General features: G+C 46.5%; 18 protein-coding genes. 13 read left to right on the top strand and 5 right to left on the bottom strand.

Going from position 1 to position 16,815, the window contains the following annotated elements; translation table 11 throughout:
• The 10 genes from H6G97_RS32610 to H6G97_RS32565 all read left to right on the top strand — a co-directional run.
• Positions 1 to 588, top strand: a 588-nt coding sequence (locus H6G97_RS32610) for a DnaB helicase C-terminal domain-containing protein (protein WP_242055534.1), incomplete at its 5' end; no start/stop codon positions are given.
• A 132-nt stretch (positions 589 to 720) separates the two neighbouring features.
• Positions 721 to 1,086 carry a four helix bundle protein gene (locus H6G97_RS32605; protein ID WP_190944601.1) on the top strand — a complete coding sequence of 122 codons (366 nt, stop codon included), beginning with the start codon at positions 721 to 723 and terminating at the stop codon, positions 1,084 to 1,086.
• A 6-nt stretch (positions 1,087 to 1,092) separates the two neighbouring features.
• Positions 1,093 to 1,245, top strand: coding sequence for a hypothetical protein (locus H6G97_RS32600; protein WP_190944602.1), 153 nt, complete (start codon positions 1,093 to 1,095; stop codon positions 1,243 to 1,245).
• On the top strand, positions 1,242 to 2,357 hold the full coding sequence (locus H6G97_RS32595; protein ID WP_242055532.1) for a DNA cytosine methyltransferase: 1,116 nt from the start codon (positions 1,242 to 1,244) through the stop codon (positions 2,355 to 2,357). The genes H6G97_RS32600 and H6G97_RS32595 overlap by 4 nt, the downstream gene beginning before the upstream one ends.
• Positions 2,354 to 2,491 (top strand): DUF1392 family protein, encoded by a 138-nt coding sequence (locus tag H6G97_RS32590; protein WP_242055529.1) that lies wholly within the window; start codon positions 2,354 to 2,356, stop codon positions 2,489 to 2,491. The genes H6G97_RS32595 and H6G97_RS32590 overlap by 4 nt, the downstream gene beginning before the upstream one ends.
• Before the next feature lie 84 nt (positions 2,492 to 2,575).
• Positions 2,576 to 3,139: a (2Fe-2S)-binding protein gene (locus tag H6G97_RS32585; protein ID WP_422394241.1), complete on the top strand. Its 564-nt coding sequence runs from the start codon at positions 2,576 to 2,578 to the stop codon at positions 3,137 to 3,139.
• Positions 3,136 to 4,131 (top strand): FAD binding domain-containing protein, encoded by a 996-nt coding sequence (locus H6G97_RS32580; protein ID WP_190944599.1) that lies wholly within the window; start codon positions 3,136 to 3,138, stop codon positions 4,129 to 4,131. Before H6G97_RS32585 ends, H6G97_RS32580 begins: the two co-directional genes overlap by 4 nt.
• On the top strand, positions 4,128 to 6,242 hold the full coding sequence (locus tag H6G97_RS32575) for a xanthine dehydrogenase family protein molybdopterin-binding subunit (protein WP_190944598.1): 2,115 nt from the start codon (positions 4,128 to 4,130) through the stop codon (positions 6,240 to 6,242). Before H6G97_RS32580 ends, H6G97_RS32575 begins: the two co-directional genes overlap by 4 nt.
• Positions 6,243 to 6,326: 84 nt before the next feature.
• Positions 6,327 to 7,487 (top strand): XdhC family protein, encoded by a 1,161-nt coding sequence (locus tag H6G97_RS32570; protein ID WP_190944597.1) that lies wholly within the window; start codon positions 6,327 to 6,329, stop codon positions 7,485 to 7,487.
• A gap of 197 nt (positions 7,488 to 7,684) precedes the next feature.
• Entirely contained in the window at positions 7,685 to 8,320 is a 636-nt protein-coding gene (locus H6G97_RS32565) for a nucleotidyltransferase family protein (RefSeq protein WP_190944596.1), read from the top strand.
• A 19-nt stretch (positions 8,321 to 8,339) separates the two neighbouring features.
• On the opposite strand, the gene H6G97_RS32560 is transcribed toward H6G97_RS32565, so the two are convergent.
• Genes H6G97_RS32560 through H6G97_RS32550 form a run of 3 tightly spaced genes read right to left on the bottom strand, consistent with a single transcriptional unit; the run spans position 8,340 to position 9,359 of the window.
• A complete protein-coding gene (locus tag H6G97_RS32560) occupies positions 8,340 to 8,489 on the bottom strand; it encodes a hypothetical protein (protein ID WP_190944595.1) in 150 nt (49 codons plus the stop codon).
• Between the two features lie 35 nt (positions 8,490 to 8,524).
• Positions 8,525 to 8,878 carry a Y-family DNA polymerase gene (locus H6G97_RS32555; RefSeq protein WP_242055527.1) on the bottom strand — a complete coding sequence of 118 codons (354 nt, stop codon included), beginning with the start codon at positions 8,876 to 8,878 and terminating at the stop codon, positions 8,525 to 8,527.
• Positions 8,871 to 9,359, bottom strand: a complete 489-nt coding sequence (locus H6G97_RS32550) for a ferric reductase-like transmembrane domain-containing protein (protein ID WP_242055526.1) — start codon at positions 9,357 to 9,359, stop codon at positions 8,871 to 8,873. Before H6G97_RS32550 ends, H6G97_RS32555 begins: the two co-directional genes overlap by 8 nt.
• Positions 9,360 to 10,238: 879 nt before the next feature.
• On the opposite strand from H6G97_RS32550, the gene H6G97_RS32545 reads away from it, so the two are divergent.
• Positions 10,239 to 10,787, top strand: a complete 549-nt coding sequence (locus H6G97_RS32545; protein ID WP_190944594.1) for a hypothetical protein — start codon at positions 10,239 to 10,241, stop codon at positions 10,785 to 10,787.
• A 70-nt stretch (positions 10,788 to 10,857) separates the two neighbouring features.
• Here the strand turns inward: H6G97_RS32545 and H6G97_RS53170 are convergent, their stop codons facing one another.
• Positions 10,858 to 15,399 carry a PAS domain S-box protein gene (locus tag H6G97_RS53170; RefSeq protein WP_190944593.1) on the bottom strand — a complete coding sequence of 1,514 codons (4,542 nt, stop codon included), beginning with the start codon at positions 15,397 to 15,399 and terminating at the stop codon, positions 10,858 to 10,860.
• An 18-nt stretch (positions 15,400 to 15,417) separates the two neighbouring features.
• Positions 15,418 to 15,615, bottom strand: coding sequence for a helix-turn-helix domain-containing protein (locus H6G97_RS32535; RefSeq protein WP_242055524.1), 198 nt, complete (start codon positions 15,613 to 15,615; stop codon positions 15,418 to 15,420).
• A 500-nt stretch (positions 15,616 to 16,115) separates the two neighbouring features.
• On the opposite strand from H6G97_RS32535, the gene H6G97_RS32530 reads away from it, so the two are divergent.
• On the top strand, positions 16,116 to 16,382 hold the full coding sequence (locus H6G97_RS32530; protein WP_190944591.1) for a PAS domain-containing protein: 267 nt from the start codon (positions 16,116 to 16,118) through the stop codon (positions 16,380 to 16,382).
• Between the two features lie 6 nt (positions 16,383 to 16,388).
• The gene (locus tag H6G97_RS32525; protein ID WP_190944590.1) at positions 16,389 to 16,646 is read left to right on the top strand and encodes a hypothetical protein; all 258 of its coding nucleotides are present in this window, start codon (positions 16,389 to 16,391) and stop codon (positions 16,644 to 16,646) included.
• The last annotated feature ends 169 nt before the right edge of the window (positions 16,647 to 16,815 follow it).

Genomic DNA, 16,815 nt, shown 5'->3' with positions numbered 1-16,815 from the left:
CTCAATGCCCGAATGCTAGCCCGAATCACAGGCGTAGACGCTTCTATGATTCAAACCAATACTCAATGCTACTGGGAGCAAATAGCACAAGGCATAGTCCAGATGGTGGAACTACCTTGGAAAGTCTATGAGCATTCGTCCCCTACAACCGCAATGATTGCTTCTGCTGTGCGCCGTGCCATTGCCGAAAATGGTTGTTCTATTGGTGCTGTGTTTATTGATTACTTGCAGCAGATTCCTTTGGAGTCTGGCGGGAATATGGCCTTTGAAGTCGGCAAGATTACCCGCCAGATTCGGGACATTGCCAAGTCTCACAAAATCCCTGTTTTCTTGGGCTGTCAAATCAATCGGGGCAATCAAACAACGGCTGATAAACGCCCTAATCGTCATTTACTCCGCAACTCTGGTGAAATCTTTGAGGTTTGTGACCAGTTAATCATGCTTTACCGCGATGCTGTTTACACAAAAGACCCAAGCGATCGCACTATCGAGTTAATTGTTGAGAAAAATCGGCTTTACGGTAAGCTCGGCACTGCGACGATGTTGTGCGATTTATCGACCTCGAAATTTTTGAACTTGGCGAGATAATTTCATGCAATAAACTTTTTTTAAGGCTTAGAGGTCGATATATGAAAGCGCTATCCGTTCGTCAGCCTTGGGCAATAAACAATTCGCAATTCGCAATTCGCAATTCGCAATTATTAATTAGGAGTAAAAGGTATGAATCAAAAAATTAGTATCGCTGATAGAATGAAAGCTTTAGCAATAAGAATAGTCAAAGCTTGTACTTTTTTAGATGAAAAGCCCGGAGTTTGTCGAACATTATCAAAGCAGTTACTCCGAAGTGGTACTTCTATAGGTGCAAATGTTAAAGAAGCTCAATCTGCCCAATCTGATAAAGACTTTCTAAGCAAATTAGAAATTGCGCTTAAGGAAGAAAGAGAGACTGAATACTGGTTAGAAATATTAATCGAGGCAGAATTGGTTGATAAAAATAAGTTTGAGTCCTTGCTTCAAGAAACTAGAGAAATTGGAAAAATCTTAGTTGCATCTACTCGAAAAGTTAAAGAGAAAATCAAGCAATGAAATTAATTGCGAATTGCGAATTGTTTTGGTTGGGGGATGCCTGGGCAATACCATTGGAAGCTGGAGAACCCGCGAGAAATTACGCCGATTCCTTACATTGGGCGGTTGGGGATTTTTGAAGTGCCAGATGATTTGGTGAAAGAGGCGACTGGTATATGACTCCAACAGCCCTTATCAAAAAAGCCAAAACCAAAAAGCCATCACCAAAATTATATATCTGCAAAAATTTTGATAACACAAAAATAAAACCAGTTCTGCCAGATGATGCCTCGATCGCTGTAGTACTTTTCGCAGGTGGCGGCGGGATTGAAGCGGGGATGGTGCAAGCCGGGATTCGTCCGGTCATTGCAGTAGAGTTTGACCCAAGTAAACCAGACTTGAGCAGGGCGATCGCCAAAACCCATCACCACAACTTTAGCGAGTATGGCTGTAGAATAATCCAGTTAACAGTGCAAGAAGTAGCGCAGTCAGGATTTCTAGATTTTCCCCGCCGCCCCGATTACCTCCATGCCTCCCCAGTGTGCGCCAACGCAAGCCTTGCCCACACAGCTAAAGCGGGTAAGGGCATTGAAACGGCTGACGACCTGACGGCTGCGTTTGCTGTAGCAGAAGCCATCCGACAGTTGCAGCCACGGGTGTTTACTCTTGAAAATGTGCCGCGGTATCAGAACAGTCAGAGTTTCAGTATCATTCTGGATGCTTTGGAGCAAGAGGGGTACTTGGTCAACTACAGCGTGGTCAGCATGGACAAATTCGGACTACCCCAGGCGCGGCGGCGGTTAGTTCTGATTGCAAGTAGGGGGTTGCGCGTTGCCTTACCTTTGGGAGCTACAGCTTGTGGTTGGTATACAGCGATCGGGCATCTAATCCCTACGATGCCCGATTCCCAACTACTCCCCAAACAACGGCAAGCGGTAGAACAATTTCTAGCAACTAATGAACCAACACCACTGCTACTAGAGAGAGTTGGAGGACGCAACGGACTGAAGTACAAGCCTGGGCATTTACCTTGCAACACTATCTTGCGATCACATTTCACTGATCACAAAGGCTGCAACCGTAGTAAGTTCGCTGATATCTGGTTGCCTGATGATACGGTCAAGTCTTTGTCTATTGCGGGAGCGGAGAAGTTACAGGGTTTTCCTGATTGGTATGAGTTTCCCAACGAAACTGCTACGGCGGGGTCAATTATTGGCTACTCTGTACCACCCAGTTTTGCCGTGCAGTTATTCATGTCAGCACAAAGTATTTTGAAAGGAGCAAAAGTATGACTAACCTCGTCCAAAACTTAGAACAGTGCTGGTACATTTCTCCACTGTGGGGTCAACAAATCCCGCCGTTACTGGTCAGTCTGTTAGAGCGAGTGTACGTAAAGTCTGCCAAACAAGCCGATACTCGGATTTGAATAAAGCCGATGGGTACCAGCCGCATAGCTCGGTCGCCAGCCTTTATAATAGGCAATAGCTGGAATAACCCAGGCGAGATAAACATGATGGAACTTACTGTTAACGGTGAGCAGCAAGCCCTAGACCTTGAGCCGCGTGTCACACTCTTAGATGCTCTACGCGATCACTTGGGGCTAGTGGGCAGCAAAAAGGGGTGCGATCATGGGCAGTGTGGGGCTTGTACTGTTTTGATCGATGGTCAGCGAGTTTATTCCTGCTTGACTCTGGCAGTGATGCAGGAAGACAAGGCGATCATCACCATTGAAGGGCTAGCGAAAGGCAAGACTCTCCATCCGGTGCAGGCAGCATTCATTGAGAATGATGGCTTGCAGTGTGGCTATTGTACTCCAGGACAAATTTGTGCTTCTGTTGCTTTACTTGATGAAGTTAAACGGGGCTGTGCCAGCGTTATCACCCCAGATTTGGCTCGTCCCCCACAGTTGGCTGAACTCTCGGAAGCTGAAATTAAGGAGCGGCTGAGTGGTAATCTCTGCCGATGCAGCGCTTACAACGGCATTGTCGCAGCAGTTCAGCAGGTAATGGGACAAACACCGCCCTCTCCTGCCGCAACTGTGATGGTCAAGGAACGCCAGGAGATGCTCACATGAAGAATTTCACTTACATCCGTGCTACCTCTGTGAAAGATGCCGTTCAACGGGCAACTACTGACCAAAATGCAATGTTGATTGCAGGTGGTACGAATTTGGTCGACCGTCTCAAAGTTTTCCTAGATGAGCCATCGCAACTTATTGACATCTCTAGATTAGAGATGAAGCGCATTGAACGGACAAATGAGGGTGGTTTGAGCATTGGAGCGCTGGTAAGTAACACAACAGTGGCAGACCATGAGGATGTTCGCCGCGATTATCCAATACTATCGCGTGCAATTCTTGCCGGTGCATCTCAGCAAATCCGCAATATGGCAACGGTAGGGGGCAACCTACTGCAACGCACTCGCTGTCCCTACTATTACGATACCGCCTTTCCTTGCAACAAACGACAACCGGGAAGCGGCTGTCCGGCAGCTACAGGCATTAACCGGATGCACGCCATCCTTGGGGCTAGTGACCAGTGCGTGGCAGTTCAACCCTCGGATATGTGTGTCCCTCTCGCGGCTTTGGATGCTGTTGTTGTTGTGGAAGGTACCAAAGGTAAGCGGCAGATACCATTCACAGACTTTCACCGATTACCAGAAAACACACCCCAACGGGATACAAACTTAGAGCCAGGTGAATTGATTACCTCTGTGATTGTTCCCCCAGTGCCGTTTGCCAAATCAGGGGTTTACCTAAAGTTACGCGATCGAACTTCCTATGCCTTTGCGTTAGTCTCTGTGGCAGCTGCGGTTGACTTGGCAAGCGAGCAGATTCAGAATGTGCGCTTGGCAATGGGTGGCGTAGCCCATAAACCTTGGCGATCAAAGGAAGCAGAAGAGTTTTTGATCGGCAAGAGTGCCAATACTACAACGTTTCAACAGGCGGCAGAAATTGCACTTCAAGAAGCTAAACCATTAACTCATAACAGTTTCAAAGTTGACTTGGCAAAGCGGGCAATTCGTCGCGCACTCACGGTGTCAGCCAAAGGAGGAGGTGTAGTATGAACAAAGTAATTGGGACTGCCGTCAACCGCAAGGATGGATGGGCAAAAGTTACGGGCACGGCAACCTACGCCGCAGAACATCAAATTCCAGGTCTGGTTCACGGGTATCTTGTCACCGCCAGCATTGCCAATGGGCAAATTAAAAGCATCGACACCAGTGCGGCAGAAAAGGCAATAGGTGTCATAGATGTTTTCATGCATAAAAACTTGCCTAAAGTGTTTACGCCAGCAAACGACTTTATGACCTCGAAAATCTACGAGGCTCGTCTGCCGTTGTCGGATGACAAAATTCACTATGCAGGACAAATTATCGGCTTGGTAGTAGCAGACACCTTCGAGCGGGCGCGTGATGCGGCGCATTTGGTCAAGGTGGAATACATAAGCCAAAAGCCAGTCGTGGAAGCTGCGAAAGCCACCTTCAAGGAGGCACCACCGCAGTTTGGTCAAGAGCTAAAGTTTGAAAAGGGGAATTTTGCGGCAGGGGTGGCAAGTGCAACAACGAAACTTACAGCCACCTACAAGACAGCCACCGAAATGCACGCGGCGATGGAACCCCATGCCATCATTGCCCACTGGCAAGATGCAAATTCACTGACTGTTTACGAACCGTCCCAGTGGGTGTCGGCAAGCCAGCGCACCTATGCACAACTCTTTGGACTGCCAACTGAACAGGTTCGTGTCGTCACACCTTTTTTGGGTGGAGCTTTCGGCTCCAAAGTCTTTCCCTGGCCCCACGGTATTCTCTGTGCTGCGGCTGCCCGTGAACTTCAGCGTCCTCTCAGAGTCGTCCTCAGCCGACGGCAAATGACAGCGAACACAGGACACCGCTCCGAAACCGAGCAAACTATACGCTTGGGAGCAACTACTGATGGTTGCTTAACTGCAATCGCCCATGAGGTTAAATCCTATACCTCACCAGTGGATGTCTTTACAGAAGGCTGTACCTCGGTCACGCCAACTATGTACACAGCGCCGAATTTGCAACTGAAGCAGGAACTAGGAGTGCTGAACATCGGTACACCAACATTCATGCGCGCGCCAGGAGAGAATCCTGGGATGTGGGCGTTAGAGTCAGCGATGGACGAACTGGCTTGGATGCTAAAGATTGACCCGGTAGAACTGCGCCTAAAAAACCAAACTAAAGAACATCAGCGCAAAGGTCAGCCATTCTCAGCCAAACATTTTGCTGACTGTTTGCTCTTGGGTGCAGAGCAATTTGGCTGGAAAGACAGACCAAAACAGCCGCGTTCTTTGACACGCGATGGCAAACTCGTTGGTTGGGGGATGGCGGCAGCAACCTACCCTGGCTTGCGGGCGAAAGCATCAGTCAAGGTACGGCTGCTAGCAGATGGTACTGCCCATGTGCTCACCGCCGGGAATGACATGGGCACTGGCGCATATACAGTTGTTGCAGCCACAGCAGCAGATGCATTGGGGCTATCCGTTCAACAGATACACGTAGAGTTGGGCGACTCCTTGCTACCAGATGGAGGCATGGCGGGTGGTTCCATGATGACAGCATCTCTCGTCCCGGCAGTCATGTCAACTTGTGAGCAAGTTCTGAAAACTGCTAATGCTAAGACCGCACAAGAAGCGTTTGCAACTCTGAATCAGTCTGGACGCGCAGCTTTTGAGGGAACAGCATCCTCAGCTCCTAGTGATGAAGCGAAGAAATGGGCGTTCCAGTCTTGGGGCGCACATTTTTGTGAAATCAGCATAGATGAAGAAATCGGACGTTTGCAGGTAACGCGCTGGGTGTCAGTGATGGATATCGGGCGAGTCATCAACTCTAAGACAGCAGCGAGTCAAGTACGTGGTGGTGTGATCATGGGTATCGGGCAAGCTTTAATGGAAGAATGTCACCTTGATCCAAACATGGGCTACCCCGTGGTTTATGACCTTGCTACCTATCACGTCCCAGCCCATGCAGATATTCCTCGCATTCAGGTAGCCTTCGTCGGCGAACCTGACCTCAACTTCAACCCAGCAGGTGTACGAGGTGTAGGCGAGATTGGAATCACAGGTGTTTCAGCAGCGATCGCCAATGCGGTTTACCATGCTACAGGTAAGCGCATCCGTGATTTACCCATTACACCTGACAAGTTGCTCTAAAAAGCATTGGGAAGAGGCAGAGGGAAAAACTTACTACTGCAACTTCCTCATTTCTCATGCCCTATGTCCCTCCTATAATCGGTAATGAACGAGCTACACGCGATTTTGAAGGCATTTGAAGAAAATCAGCACAATACTGAACTAGTATTTATTGCTACTGTTGTTAATGTTAAAGGCTCTACCTATCGCCAACCAGGTGCCCGAATGTTGATGACAGAAGCAGGCCAAATGGTAGGAACAATCAGTGGTGGTTGCTTGGAAAAAGATGTATTTGAGCATACTCGCTTTTCAATGCCAGATAGACAACCGATGGTTGCCATATATGACACTACTGCCAATGAAGATATTGTTTGGGGATTTGGGCTTGGCTGTAACGGAGTCGTGCAAGTCCTGATTGAATGTTTAAGCGATTGCCCACTTAACCCCATATCTTTCATTAAACAATGTTTCTGTAACCAGCAGCAAGGTATTATTGCAACTGTTTTTGCTGTGGAAGGTAAAGTTGATATTAAAGTTGGGGCACGTTTAATGCTCAATTCAGACGGTAATGTAACCACCGACATTGAAGAATCTTCTTTGAGTGTTTCCCTCACTAAAGACGCTCAAATTGCCCTTAAATCTCAACATTCAACTGTTAACAAATACCAACTAATATCAGGTAAAATTGATGTTTTCATTGAAGTTATCCAACCGCCCATACGCCTGATAATTTTTGGTGCAGGTTATGACGCTGTACCTACAGCGCAGTTTGCTAAAGCTTTGGGCTGGCACGTTACCATCGTTGATTGTCGAGCTAGCGAGGCAACTAAAGAGCGTTTTTCAATGGCTGATGAAGTAATTCTCACTCGTCGAGGAATTCTACACAAACAGCTAACCGTGGATGAACGCACTATTGCTGTGGTAATGACTCATAATTACCTTGATGATTTAGAAATCCTGAAAATGCTAATGCCATCTCCTGCACGCTACTTAGGTTTTTTGGGAGCGAAACATCGTACCGAAAGATTACTTCGAGATTTACATGCAGAGGGAGTAGATTACACTACCGAACACCTACAAAGGTTGTATGCTCCTGTGGGTATTGACATTGGAGCCGATACGCCTGAAGCAATAGCCTTATCCATTATCGCTGAGATTCAAACTGTCCTGTCAAACCGTTGTGGTGGTTTTTTAAAAGAACGCTCTTTACCAATTCATCAACGGCATGAAGCCAAAGAATCTCAATTAGTAGTTCATAATTGTTGAGGAAGTTATGATTGCTTTAACTTTAAAATTACCTCTTAATCTCAAGTTTACGGATGAGGAATTTGAACAAATTATTGCTATTAGTAAAGACTTTTCGCTGCCTGGAATTAAGTGCTGAGGGAGAATTATTACTCATGTGATAATCGAAAAATCGGGATTTTAATTTATTAGGTTAACCCTTGTTTATTATTGTAACAATGACAATTACCAATCCCAAAGTAGAAACGGCTAAATTAAATGTTGCTATCATTATTCTGGCAGCAGGTGCATCAACCCGTATGGGGAAGCCTAAACAACTTTTGCCTTACCAAGGAAGCAGCTTACTTAAGCATACAATTGAGAGTGCGATCGCTTCAGTATGCAAACCTGTAGTGGTTGTTTTGGGAGCAAACGCCCAACAGATACGTTCTGAAGCCAGACAGCCTTCTGTACAGATTGTTGAAAACCCACAATGGAATTTAGGAATGAGTTCTTCAATTCGTAGTGGAATTCTATCGCTTTCAACCGCTTGTGAAAGCGTAGATGCAGCAGTTATTGCTGTTTGTGATCAGCCATTTATTTCTTCTGAAATTATCAATCTCCTCGTTGAAGCATATCATTCCACAGGAAAACCTATCATAGCCTCCCAATATGCACAAACATTAGGCGTACCTGCTTTGTTCAACCACCTTTTTTTCTCAGAACTAACAGCGCTAGGAGAAACTATCGGCGCAAAGCATTCGATTAATAGACACTTGAAGGAAGTGTTCTGCGTTCCATTTCCATTAGGTGCAATTGATATTGATACACCAAAGGACTACGAACAACTGCAAGCAACTACACAGTCCCTCTGACTCATTAACCAAAACTTCCTTACTTCACGCGTTCTGCTCTGGCAATCTTATAGTAATAATGACCAGCTTTACCAAAGTGGTGTGTTAGCTCCAAGAGCGATGCCTTCGGCAACGTCTTCGACGAACGCACCTTCAAATCTGCACCACTATGAATGCCCAGTGAGTGCATTTTAGCCGCCGTCACCTCTCCAATCCCAATACGGTTCAGTTAAGGCTAAAACTCTTTATCAAAGTCAAATTTTTTAACGAACCGCAGAGGCACAGAGGGAACAGAGAGAAGAAAAAAATGCTTAACTGAACCGTATTGTCTCCAATCCCGTGAAACTTCTCAATTGGTAGCTGTTCTACAAAGGCGATGGCGCGAGCGCCCGCCTTCGGCATCGCATCCTCCGGTAAAATAACCGTCAGTCCGTTGGGCTTGTTCTCCCCTGATGCCATTTTTGCCAGAAACTTGTTAATCGACACGCCTGCGGTTGCTGTCAGCTTAGTTTCTTGGAAAATCGCAGTTTTGATGTGTCTTGCGATAGTAGAAGCGTAGGGGATGTTTTGCCTATTCAACGATAATAACTGCTAAAATGCCATGAGCTATACGCCAATTTTCATAGCCAATATTCAGCTGTTTACGCCAAATGGAAGTGACAATAATTGCAATTAGTGCCAAAGTAGCGATAACTGCTGCTCTAGCTCGCCAAGGTGCTTGAAAAAAATTCAATAGTTGCAGTGTCTCTGGATTATTAATAAACACAATTATGGGATGAGCCAAGATGAAGAAGAAAGCAACTATCGAGGTGTAGCCGTGAAACTGAAGGATTAAGTCAACACCATAAGAGGCTTCGATGCGATTAATACGTGCAGTTAGGGCAAATTGCATTGCCATCATCGTTAAACCAATAAAACCCAAAGCAGCAGAAAATTCTAATAAAAAACTACGTTCATTGCTGGGTGTAGGTGGATATAAAAGTAGTATAAATAGCGGGAATAGGATAATTACAATATATGTAGCTATCCAAGATACCCCTATGACTACAGGATTTTTCATCAATAAGCTTCTCATCAGCGCATACCTCCTAGCTTTGTTATTGCAATAGAGCTTGTGTGAGCGATAGCACAGCACTATTTTTGCTTAATTAGAATCCTCTGTATTGATTCCTCTAACTTCCTCAATTTCACCAACTTCACAAATTAGGACAAAATGTTGACCCATTTCTTCTTTGAAAACTTTTTATAGGAGTGTCAGTTGTGTTGGTATTATGCGTTCTTGAGTATGCTCGTTTAAACGTATAATAACCCACTACGTATTTCTTATAATTGCGGTGGCGCAATTCGGTGTTTTTTAAATTTATTAAAACGATTACGGATACCTTTGATATTTACCACAATATCTTGAAGATTAATATAAAGAAAAATATTTTCGACCTTAGCCAACCCCTCTGTTCAGAACTAAGCAATATTTTTTATTAGTCATCTATCGGAAGGTGAATTTATTTCGGTCTGCTATAAATAAATTTAATTACTCTCCTTTCAACTCATCCGTTTCAAATAAATTAATAATCACTCCAGTTGCCAGTTCATCAAGAGAAAATAACTTCATATCTACTGATACTGCTAAATTACTTAATAGTGTGCCGCATATTATTTGCGACTGCTATATATTTAGTATTCAAGAAAAATATGATTAAAAAGTGACGACGATTTAAGACTGTATAGCTGAAGAGTAGGCTATAGTGCGATTCAGGCTGAGGTTTTTTACACCCATTTGCATTATTGGTGCAGATATGTTTAATATTTAAAACTATTTAAATATCTAACTTAAAGTATATACCTTAATAAATACTTTTTAAGTACTCAAGCTTTGGTCACTTTTCATTCACTTTTGTCGCCAACAATAGAGACATAAGTATCAAAAGGAATGAGCAGCATGAACAGTAATTCGATCACTCGAAGTTTTAGCTTATTAACTCTCGCTACTGTAGTTGTTATTTCTGGGATTTTACCTGCTTATGCAGAAAGTACAAATTTTACTGCTCATGAAGCCAATTTTGTGACAAATCAGCCAGAACAAATCAATACAATTCCTAATAGTTCTGCAACTTTGTTAACAACCGAGCCGATACAACCACAAACTGCACAAACCCCCGAAACTACTGGAACCCAAGAAGTAGCTCAAACTTTGGAGCCTGGTAGAGCTACCCGTTCTGGCGCTAGTTATATTGGTGTGGGCGGTAATATTGGGATTACTGGTAATACAAGAGCATCGCCGCGAATAACTCCACACAGGGACAATTATGTGCAATTGCCCCCAAGAGTGAAGTGCGCTCAAGGCTGTCGTAAAGTACCGCAGACTACTACAATGGCAGTGATCGCCTTGTTAGCCAATGACATTGACCACCTGCCCTCTGTTAGCCCTGGTCAAATCCTTGCTGACTTCATCAATTCTGGTCGCGTTTTTGTAGCGCATTGTCGGTAGTTTCGGATTATCTGTGACGATAGTGTGGTGTTTGGCGAACAAAAGCTTTACTATACAGCCTCAGCAGCTTTTAACGCTTGGTCTGACTGAGCAAACTTGCGATCGCTGTGACTAACACCTCTGGTTCTACTGGTTTTGACAGATGCTGTTGAAATCCAGCAGAGAGTGCCTGTTGTTGGTTGAAATCCCCAGCGTAGGCAGTAAGGGCGATCGCTCTTACTTGTCCGCCATGCTCTGGCGGCAATGCTCTCACCTTTTGCATCAGAATGTAGCCATCGCTATCTGGCATCCCGATGTCACTGAGCAGCACATCCGGCTTCGATTTAATTAACATTATCAATGCTTCATTGGCAGTCGTTGCTGTGATCACGTCTGCTCCAGCTTGCTCTAACACAAAGGCAACAAATTCCCGTGAATCTAATTCATCGTCCACCACTAATACTTGAATACCATTCAAATCGGAAGGTGACTCTGATGATCGACCGTTCTGATTGGCGGTTGCCTGTGTGGACATGAGTGGAAGCCTGATTGTGAAGGTTGCACCCATCCCCACTCCTAAACTTTCAACCCCGACTGTGCCCCCGTGCAATTCGACTAAGTGGCGTACAATCGCCAGCCCTAACCCCAGTCCACCGAACTTGCGCGTGGTTGTAGCATTAGCTTGACGGAAGTGGTCAAACACATAGGGCAGAAAGTCAGGTTCAATTCCCTGCCCGGTGTCACTTACTGTAATCTGGGCATGGGAGTCAAGACTTGACAATCGGATGTTTACCCGACCTCCGTTGGGCGTGAACTTCACTGCATTTAAGAGGAGATTCCAAATCACTTGTTGTAACCGAGTGGCATCACCCGAAACCAGCCCCACATCTGGTGCAAGGCTTGCTTCTACTTGGATTGATTTAGCTTCTGCTGCTAGCCGTACTGTTTCTATTCCCGCCTGAATGATGGAGACAAGATTCACTACAGCCACATTAAAGCTAAGTTTACCGCGCAAAATCCGGGATACATCCAAAAGGTCTTCAATTAGTTCAGATTGCAGCTTGGCGTTGCGTTGAATCGTTGCTAGGGCTTGGGCGGTCTTAGCTTCATCTAGTTTCTTACCCAAGAGTAAAGTAGACCAACCCAGAATCGGATTGAGCGGCGAGCGCAATTCATGGGACAACACCGCCAAAAATTCATCTTTGATCCGGTTGACGCGATCAGCTTCTGCACGGGCGGCTTGCTCGCGGGCAAGCAATTGTTCTCGTTCGGCAGAAGTCTGCCGCTGCTCGATCAAGTCAGCGGCTTGGCGAGCCAGCAGATCGAGAAACCGTAATTCGCGCTCGCTCGGTCGGTGATGTTTGCGCCAATGCGTCGAAACCATACCAATCTGTCTACCTGAACGGCTGATGAGCGGAGTCGATTGTGCAGAAATCAATCCAGTGTTTAGATGTAGACGCAGAGATCCGTCAAGGTCTTCGCTTTCTGGTACATCAAAATCCACAAAGGTACGCTTACCCGTTGCCAAAACCACACCGCAAGACGTAATTGAATTGGTACTCACGCGCTGGAAATGATCGGTAACGGTTTGATCGATCCCCTGGGTAGCGATCAGCACTAGCTCTTGGGTCGATTCATCCAGCGCTTGAATTGAACCGGCATCTGCCCGTGTCAAACTAATTGCAGCAGAGACAATTTCTTGATACAGCGTTTGAATGTCGCCTTCGCTCACTAGCCACGCACTCAGTTCGCGCAGTCGCTGCATATCTCTAAGGTCGGCTGCAACAACGGCTTCGGCGCAGGCGCGTTCAATCCTCAACCACACTCGTGCTGAAAGTTCCTGTAAAAGTTCGATTTCATCATTGCACCAGACACGCGGTTTCGTCTGCATCGCGCTCAACACAAATTTCCATTGTCCGTCGCTGATGTAGGAAGCGTTCACCAGCGCACCAATTTGCAGCCGGGCGAATCTGTCGCCGGCTTCAGAGGTGCGTGGCACAGTAGCGACATTATTGATGACGATCACACGTCCGGCAGCAAGTTCTTGCACCTCATCCTCGGTATGAAAATCAGTGAGCGGGTAAGTGCCGACAAGACTGGGCAAGTCATTTGCGCCGAAATCGTAAACGACCTCTGCTTCATCCATTGCATCGTTGATTTTTACCAGTAAGCAGCGAGATAAGTTGAAATACGCTGCTGTTCTTGCACAAGCCGTCTGCATAATTTCGTCAGCAGTTTTCAAAGGCGCAAAATCTGCCATGATTTCGGCTAAAAAGCCAAGATTCGCCTCCATGCGTTTGTGCTCGTGGATATCGACTGATGTGCCAAACCAACGAACAATCTCGCCCGTTTGCTGATCTCGATAAGGTTCGGCACGGACGAGAAACCAGCGATAGGTTCCTGCCGCAGAGCGAATCCGATGTTCAACTGAGAAAATGCCCCCACTGCGCCGCGCTTCGTTAAGCGCCTCCATTGTGCGATCGCTATCTTCCGGGTGAACGAAATTAGCAGCCACCTGGGCTGCCGTCGTCGGCTCGTAAGGGACTCCTGTGTACTTGCTCCATTGCTTGTTGAAGAACTCAACTCGCCCTTTTGCATCTGTAGTCCAAATAATTTGTGGAACGGCATCTGCCATCAATCGGAAACGTTGCTCGCTCTGACGCAGCGCTGACTCAGCACGGGCACGTTCGACTGCCGCCCAAGTGCGCTCGGCGACTTCTTCGGTCAGAGCCAACTCGTCTGGCATCCAAGTTCGCGCCTTAGACGCGTGGACTGCCAACCCAGCCACGAACTCGCCGCCCTTGAGCAGCGGGATGCCAATGTAAGCACCAATCTGGATCGCGGCGTAGGCAAAGTGCTGCTCTGGGGACAGGTTAGGATCGGCTTGCACATTGGACACGGATACGGCACCACCCGTGCGGTATGCTGCCAGCAGCTTCGGTCCGAACGAATCAATTGGGTAGCAACCAGCCAGTGCATCGACTCCATTAACGTAATCACGCTCAACCACGTAATTCGCGCCGCGAACCTCAAAGTATGCCACGCGGTTCACGCCGAGATATTCGCCCAGCACACGGCTGGCTGTCGCTTGAACATCTACCGGATCAGCAAGTGGTCGGAGTGCATCGGTTAAAGAGACGCGGAAAGCATCGAGTTCGGCGGCGCAGCGCGAAACCTCTTCTGCCCGTTTACGTTCATTCAGATCAACCGTGACTGCCAACACAGTATATGAACATCCTTGCTCGTTGTCGAGGCGGGTGAGGCTGCTGTTTGCCCAGACAATCGTTCCATCTGGACGCAGGTAGCGCTTGTCGAACGAGACTGGCTGATCCGTTTCAACCAATTGTTCAAGAGCCTGGAGGCTTTTGAGTACATCATCTGGATGGGTAACATCAAGTATGCTTGCACTCAGCATTTCCTCACGCGATCGCCCTAACATTTTACAAAGCCCATCGTTAACTTGCTGGAAATGACCCTCAAGTGAGATTTCACAGAGTCCTACTGCGGCTTGTGAGTAAATTGCGGATAAGCGCTCCTCGCTCTGACGCAAGCGCTCCTGATTTTGGTGACGTTCCTCTTCGATTCGCCTGCGTTCAGTGATGTCCCGCGAGATGCACAACAACCGTTCAACTTGCCCCCCTGCCCCCCGAATCGGAGTAAGCTTGACATCCCACCACTTTGGTTCACCTGCCAGAGTGGGGCAATAGCCCTGAAAACTGCCAACTTTGCCTGCTTTTGCCATGTCAAGAGCATCTAACGCTGCTAGTTGGTCAGCATCTTGCCAGAACTCAACCCAAGAAGCATTCAGGAACGGGGTCATCTCCTGAATGCCGATCAACGCCTGCCCTCTTTGATTCATATATAAGAGCCGCCCTGACAAATCTAAGACCTTAATGCAGTCATCGCTACTGTCCAGGATTTGCTGATTGAAGGCTTCACTTTGGCGCAGCGACGTTTGTGCTTGTTTCTGCTGCCTGCGGATTTCCTGCTCCCACCGCGGGGCTTGCTGTGCCGTCTGCCGCAGAGCGATGCTCTGCAACGCAGCGGCAGTAAACGCTGCAAGACTGGTCATTAACCGTTGATCTTCACGATCAAACTGTCGCTGCTCATGATGAGAAAGAATCCAGATACTGCCGAGCGGTTGACTGTTCACGCAAAGTGGAAACAGCAGTCCCTCAACGATGGGGAATTGGGGATGATGCAAGTAGGTAAAATACCGTTCCGGGCGTGCATAGAGCTGCGGGCAACCGCAACGGAGCGTCGTGCCACAAGGACTAAAGTTGGCTGGTGTGGTCGTTTGCTCCAAGGACTCTAATGCCCCAGAGATCGCCACCCAGCGAAAGACTGAATTACCATTGGGTAAAGTCTCTAGAAGACTAACTCCGACCGTGTCCGCTTGACAGAGATCCTTGGCAATCTGCACTAGTGTTCTGAGCAGGGATTGCGGCTTGTCCATCAGTTGTTGAGATAGCGTCCGCAGAGCTTGGTTTTCTGCCTCTAAATCGGCTTGTCTTGTTGGACGCTCCATCAATGCCCCAGGCATGAGGACATGGGCTTCGGTGAGCGCCCCACTGCTGTTTTGAGATAGTCCCTTTTGGGAAAGGATAGAGTGATTTTGGAGGTGATATTTCATACCATACAAACTCCATCTTCACACTGAGAAGTACTTGACTAAGAGATCCTTGCCCGAATCACCCATTTGATACAGCAAGTACTCAAACTGCTTCAACGCGACTGGTAAGGGCTTTGTCCGTCCGTTTTCCCAGCGGTTCACACTTTCAAAAGAAACTCCTAACGTTGCAGTAAATTTGACCTGCAAGAGTCCCAGAAGTTGTCGGGTTTCACGCATAAGATTTGCTAGCTCTGATTGGTCAATTACAGCCATAACGCGCTAACGGTTGAATGCAGTATTATTAACTTTACCATCTGATATAACCTTTGTCCTTCTATCGCTTGGTATAAAAGCTAGCTTTACATGATTGAGGTTTAGTCCTGTAGAATTAACGTCTCTCGAATCAACTCTATTGAGATTTACTTAGAAAAACCAAGTTGCTAGTTACAAAAAGGCCCCTCCAGTATAAGTCTACAATCTCGTCTTCCAGCGGTGGCAATTTGAAGTAGTGAAAGACTACTGGAAGGGGGCTTTGGTGTGGGTGCGCTGTGGAGACTTTTATTTGTTCAGTAGGAAAGCTTTAAGACTTTATTTTTAAAGAGAAATTCAAAAATATAGCTAAAACTTGAAAACCGAGGTATTGTAAGCCTTGCAGCAATTGCTTTTTCTAAAACTGACGGAAGAGGGTTATTATAAATTAAGTAACAGTCTCCTTGTATTCAGGAATTTAAACTTAGATGTTGCCGGAAGTACAGCCAGAAGCCGATTTGCTCTTAGCAGCCTTGAAAGAACTTAATACTGCTTCAAAAAAGGTGGAGATAGCTACAGAGAAGGTGTTGGAGAAAACTCAAAAATTGGTAAATGTACAAACGCGGCTTAGAGAAGCATCCAAGAGCTACCAAGACCTGTTCGAGTTAATACCAAATGCTTACTTGGTGAGTGACACACAAGGAAAAATTCTATCAGCTAATCGTGCCACTGCCCTACTGTTCAATCTTCAATAACGATTTTTGCTCAACAAACCGTTGGCCTATTTCATCGCAGTCGAAGAACGTCACGCATTTCGTTGCCAACTAAACCAGATGCATGAGTGTGAGCGTGACTATGTGCAAAAGTGGATACTACGCATACAGCCTCGTAATTGTGAGCCTTTTGAGGCTGCTGTAGCTGTAGCTTCTATCTACAACCTTAAAGGCAAGTTAACAGGGTTGCACTGGATGGTGTGCGACATGACTCACATTTGGCAACAGCCTTTATCAGCACTATGAAGGTGAGAAGGACTTTTACCCCAATGGCAAGCTTGTTAATGGCAAACCTATTATATATCCCACCTTCCGCACCCTAACTGTCACACATCAACAAAAAGCTGACAGAGTAGTACATAAGAACTAAATTGAATGAAAAAGTTAAGAGACTTAATGAGAAGAAGTAGTATTA

It is taken from the genome of Nostoc flagelliforme FACHB-838 (assembly GCF_014698065.1).
Taxonomy (GTDB): Bacteria; Cyanobacteriota; Cyanobacteriia; order Cyanobacteriales; family Nostocaceae; genus Nostoc; species Nostoc flagelliforme_B.
The sequence above is the reverse complement of the archived record's forward strand: the minus strand, read 5'-3'. Positions and strand labels throughout refer to the sequence as shown.

Coding starts and splice junctions, on each gene's coding strand:
- H6G97_RS32605 (WP_190944601.1), top strand. CDS start 721: ATGAATCAAAAAATTAGTATCGCTGATAGAATGAAAGCTTTAGCAATA.
- H6G97_RS32595 (WP_242055532.1), top strand. CDS start 1,242: ATGACTCCAACAGCCCTTATCAAAAAAGCCAAAACCAAAAAGCCATCA.
- H6G97_RS32590 (WP_242055529.1), top strand. CDS start 2,354: ATGACTAACCTCGTCCAAAACTTAGAACAGTGCTGGTACATTTCTCCA.
- H6G97_RS32585 (WP_422394241.1), top strand. CDS start 2,576: ATGATGGAACTTACTGTTAACGGTGAGCAGCAAGCCCTAGACCTTGAG.
- H6G97_RS32580 (WP_190944599.1), top strand. CDS start 3,136: ATGAAGAATTTCACTTACATCCGTGCTACCTCTGTGAAAGATGCCGTT.
- H6G97_RS32575 (WP_190944598.1), top strand. CDS start 4,128: ATGAACAAAGTAATTGGGACTGCCGTCAACCGCAAGGATGGATGGGCA.
- H6G97_RS32570 (WP_190944597.1), top strand. CDS start 6,327: ATGAACGAGCTACACGCGATTTTGAAGGCATTTGAAGAAAATCAGCAC.
- H6G97_RS32565 (WP_190944596.1), top strand. CDS start 7,685: ATGACAATTACCAATCCCAAAGTAGAAACGGCTAAATTAAATGTTGCT.
- H6G97_RS32560 (WP_190944595.1), bottom strand. CDS start 8,489: ATGCACTCACTGGGCATTCATAGTGGTGCAGATTTGAAGGTGCGTTCG.
- H6G97_RS32550 (WP_242055526.1), bottom strand. CDS start 9,359: ATGAAAAATCCTGTAGTCATAGGGGTATCTTGGATAGCTACATATATT.
- H6G97_RS32545 (WP_190944594.1), top strand. CDS start 10,239: ATGAACAGTAATTCGATCACTCGAAGTTTTAGCTTATTAACTCTCGCT.
- H6G97_RS53170 (WP_190944593.1), bottom strand. CDS start 15,399: ATGAAATATCACCTCCAAAATCACTCTATCCTTTCCCAAAAGGGACTA.
- H6G97_RS32535 (WP_242055524.1), bottom strand. CDS start 15,615: ATGCGTGAAACCCGACAACTTCTGGGACTCTTGCAGGTCAAATTTACT.
- H6G97_RS32530 (WP_190944591.1), top strand. CDS start 16,116: ATGTTGCCGGAAGTACAGCCAGAAGCCGATTTGCTCTTAGCAGCCTTG.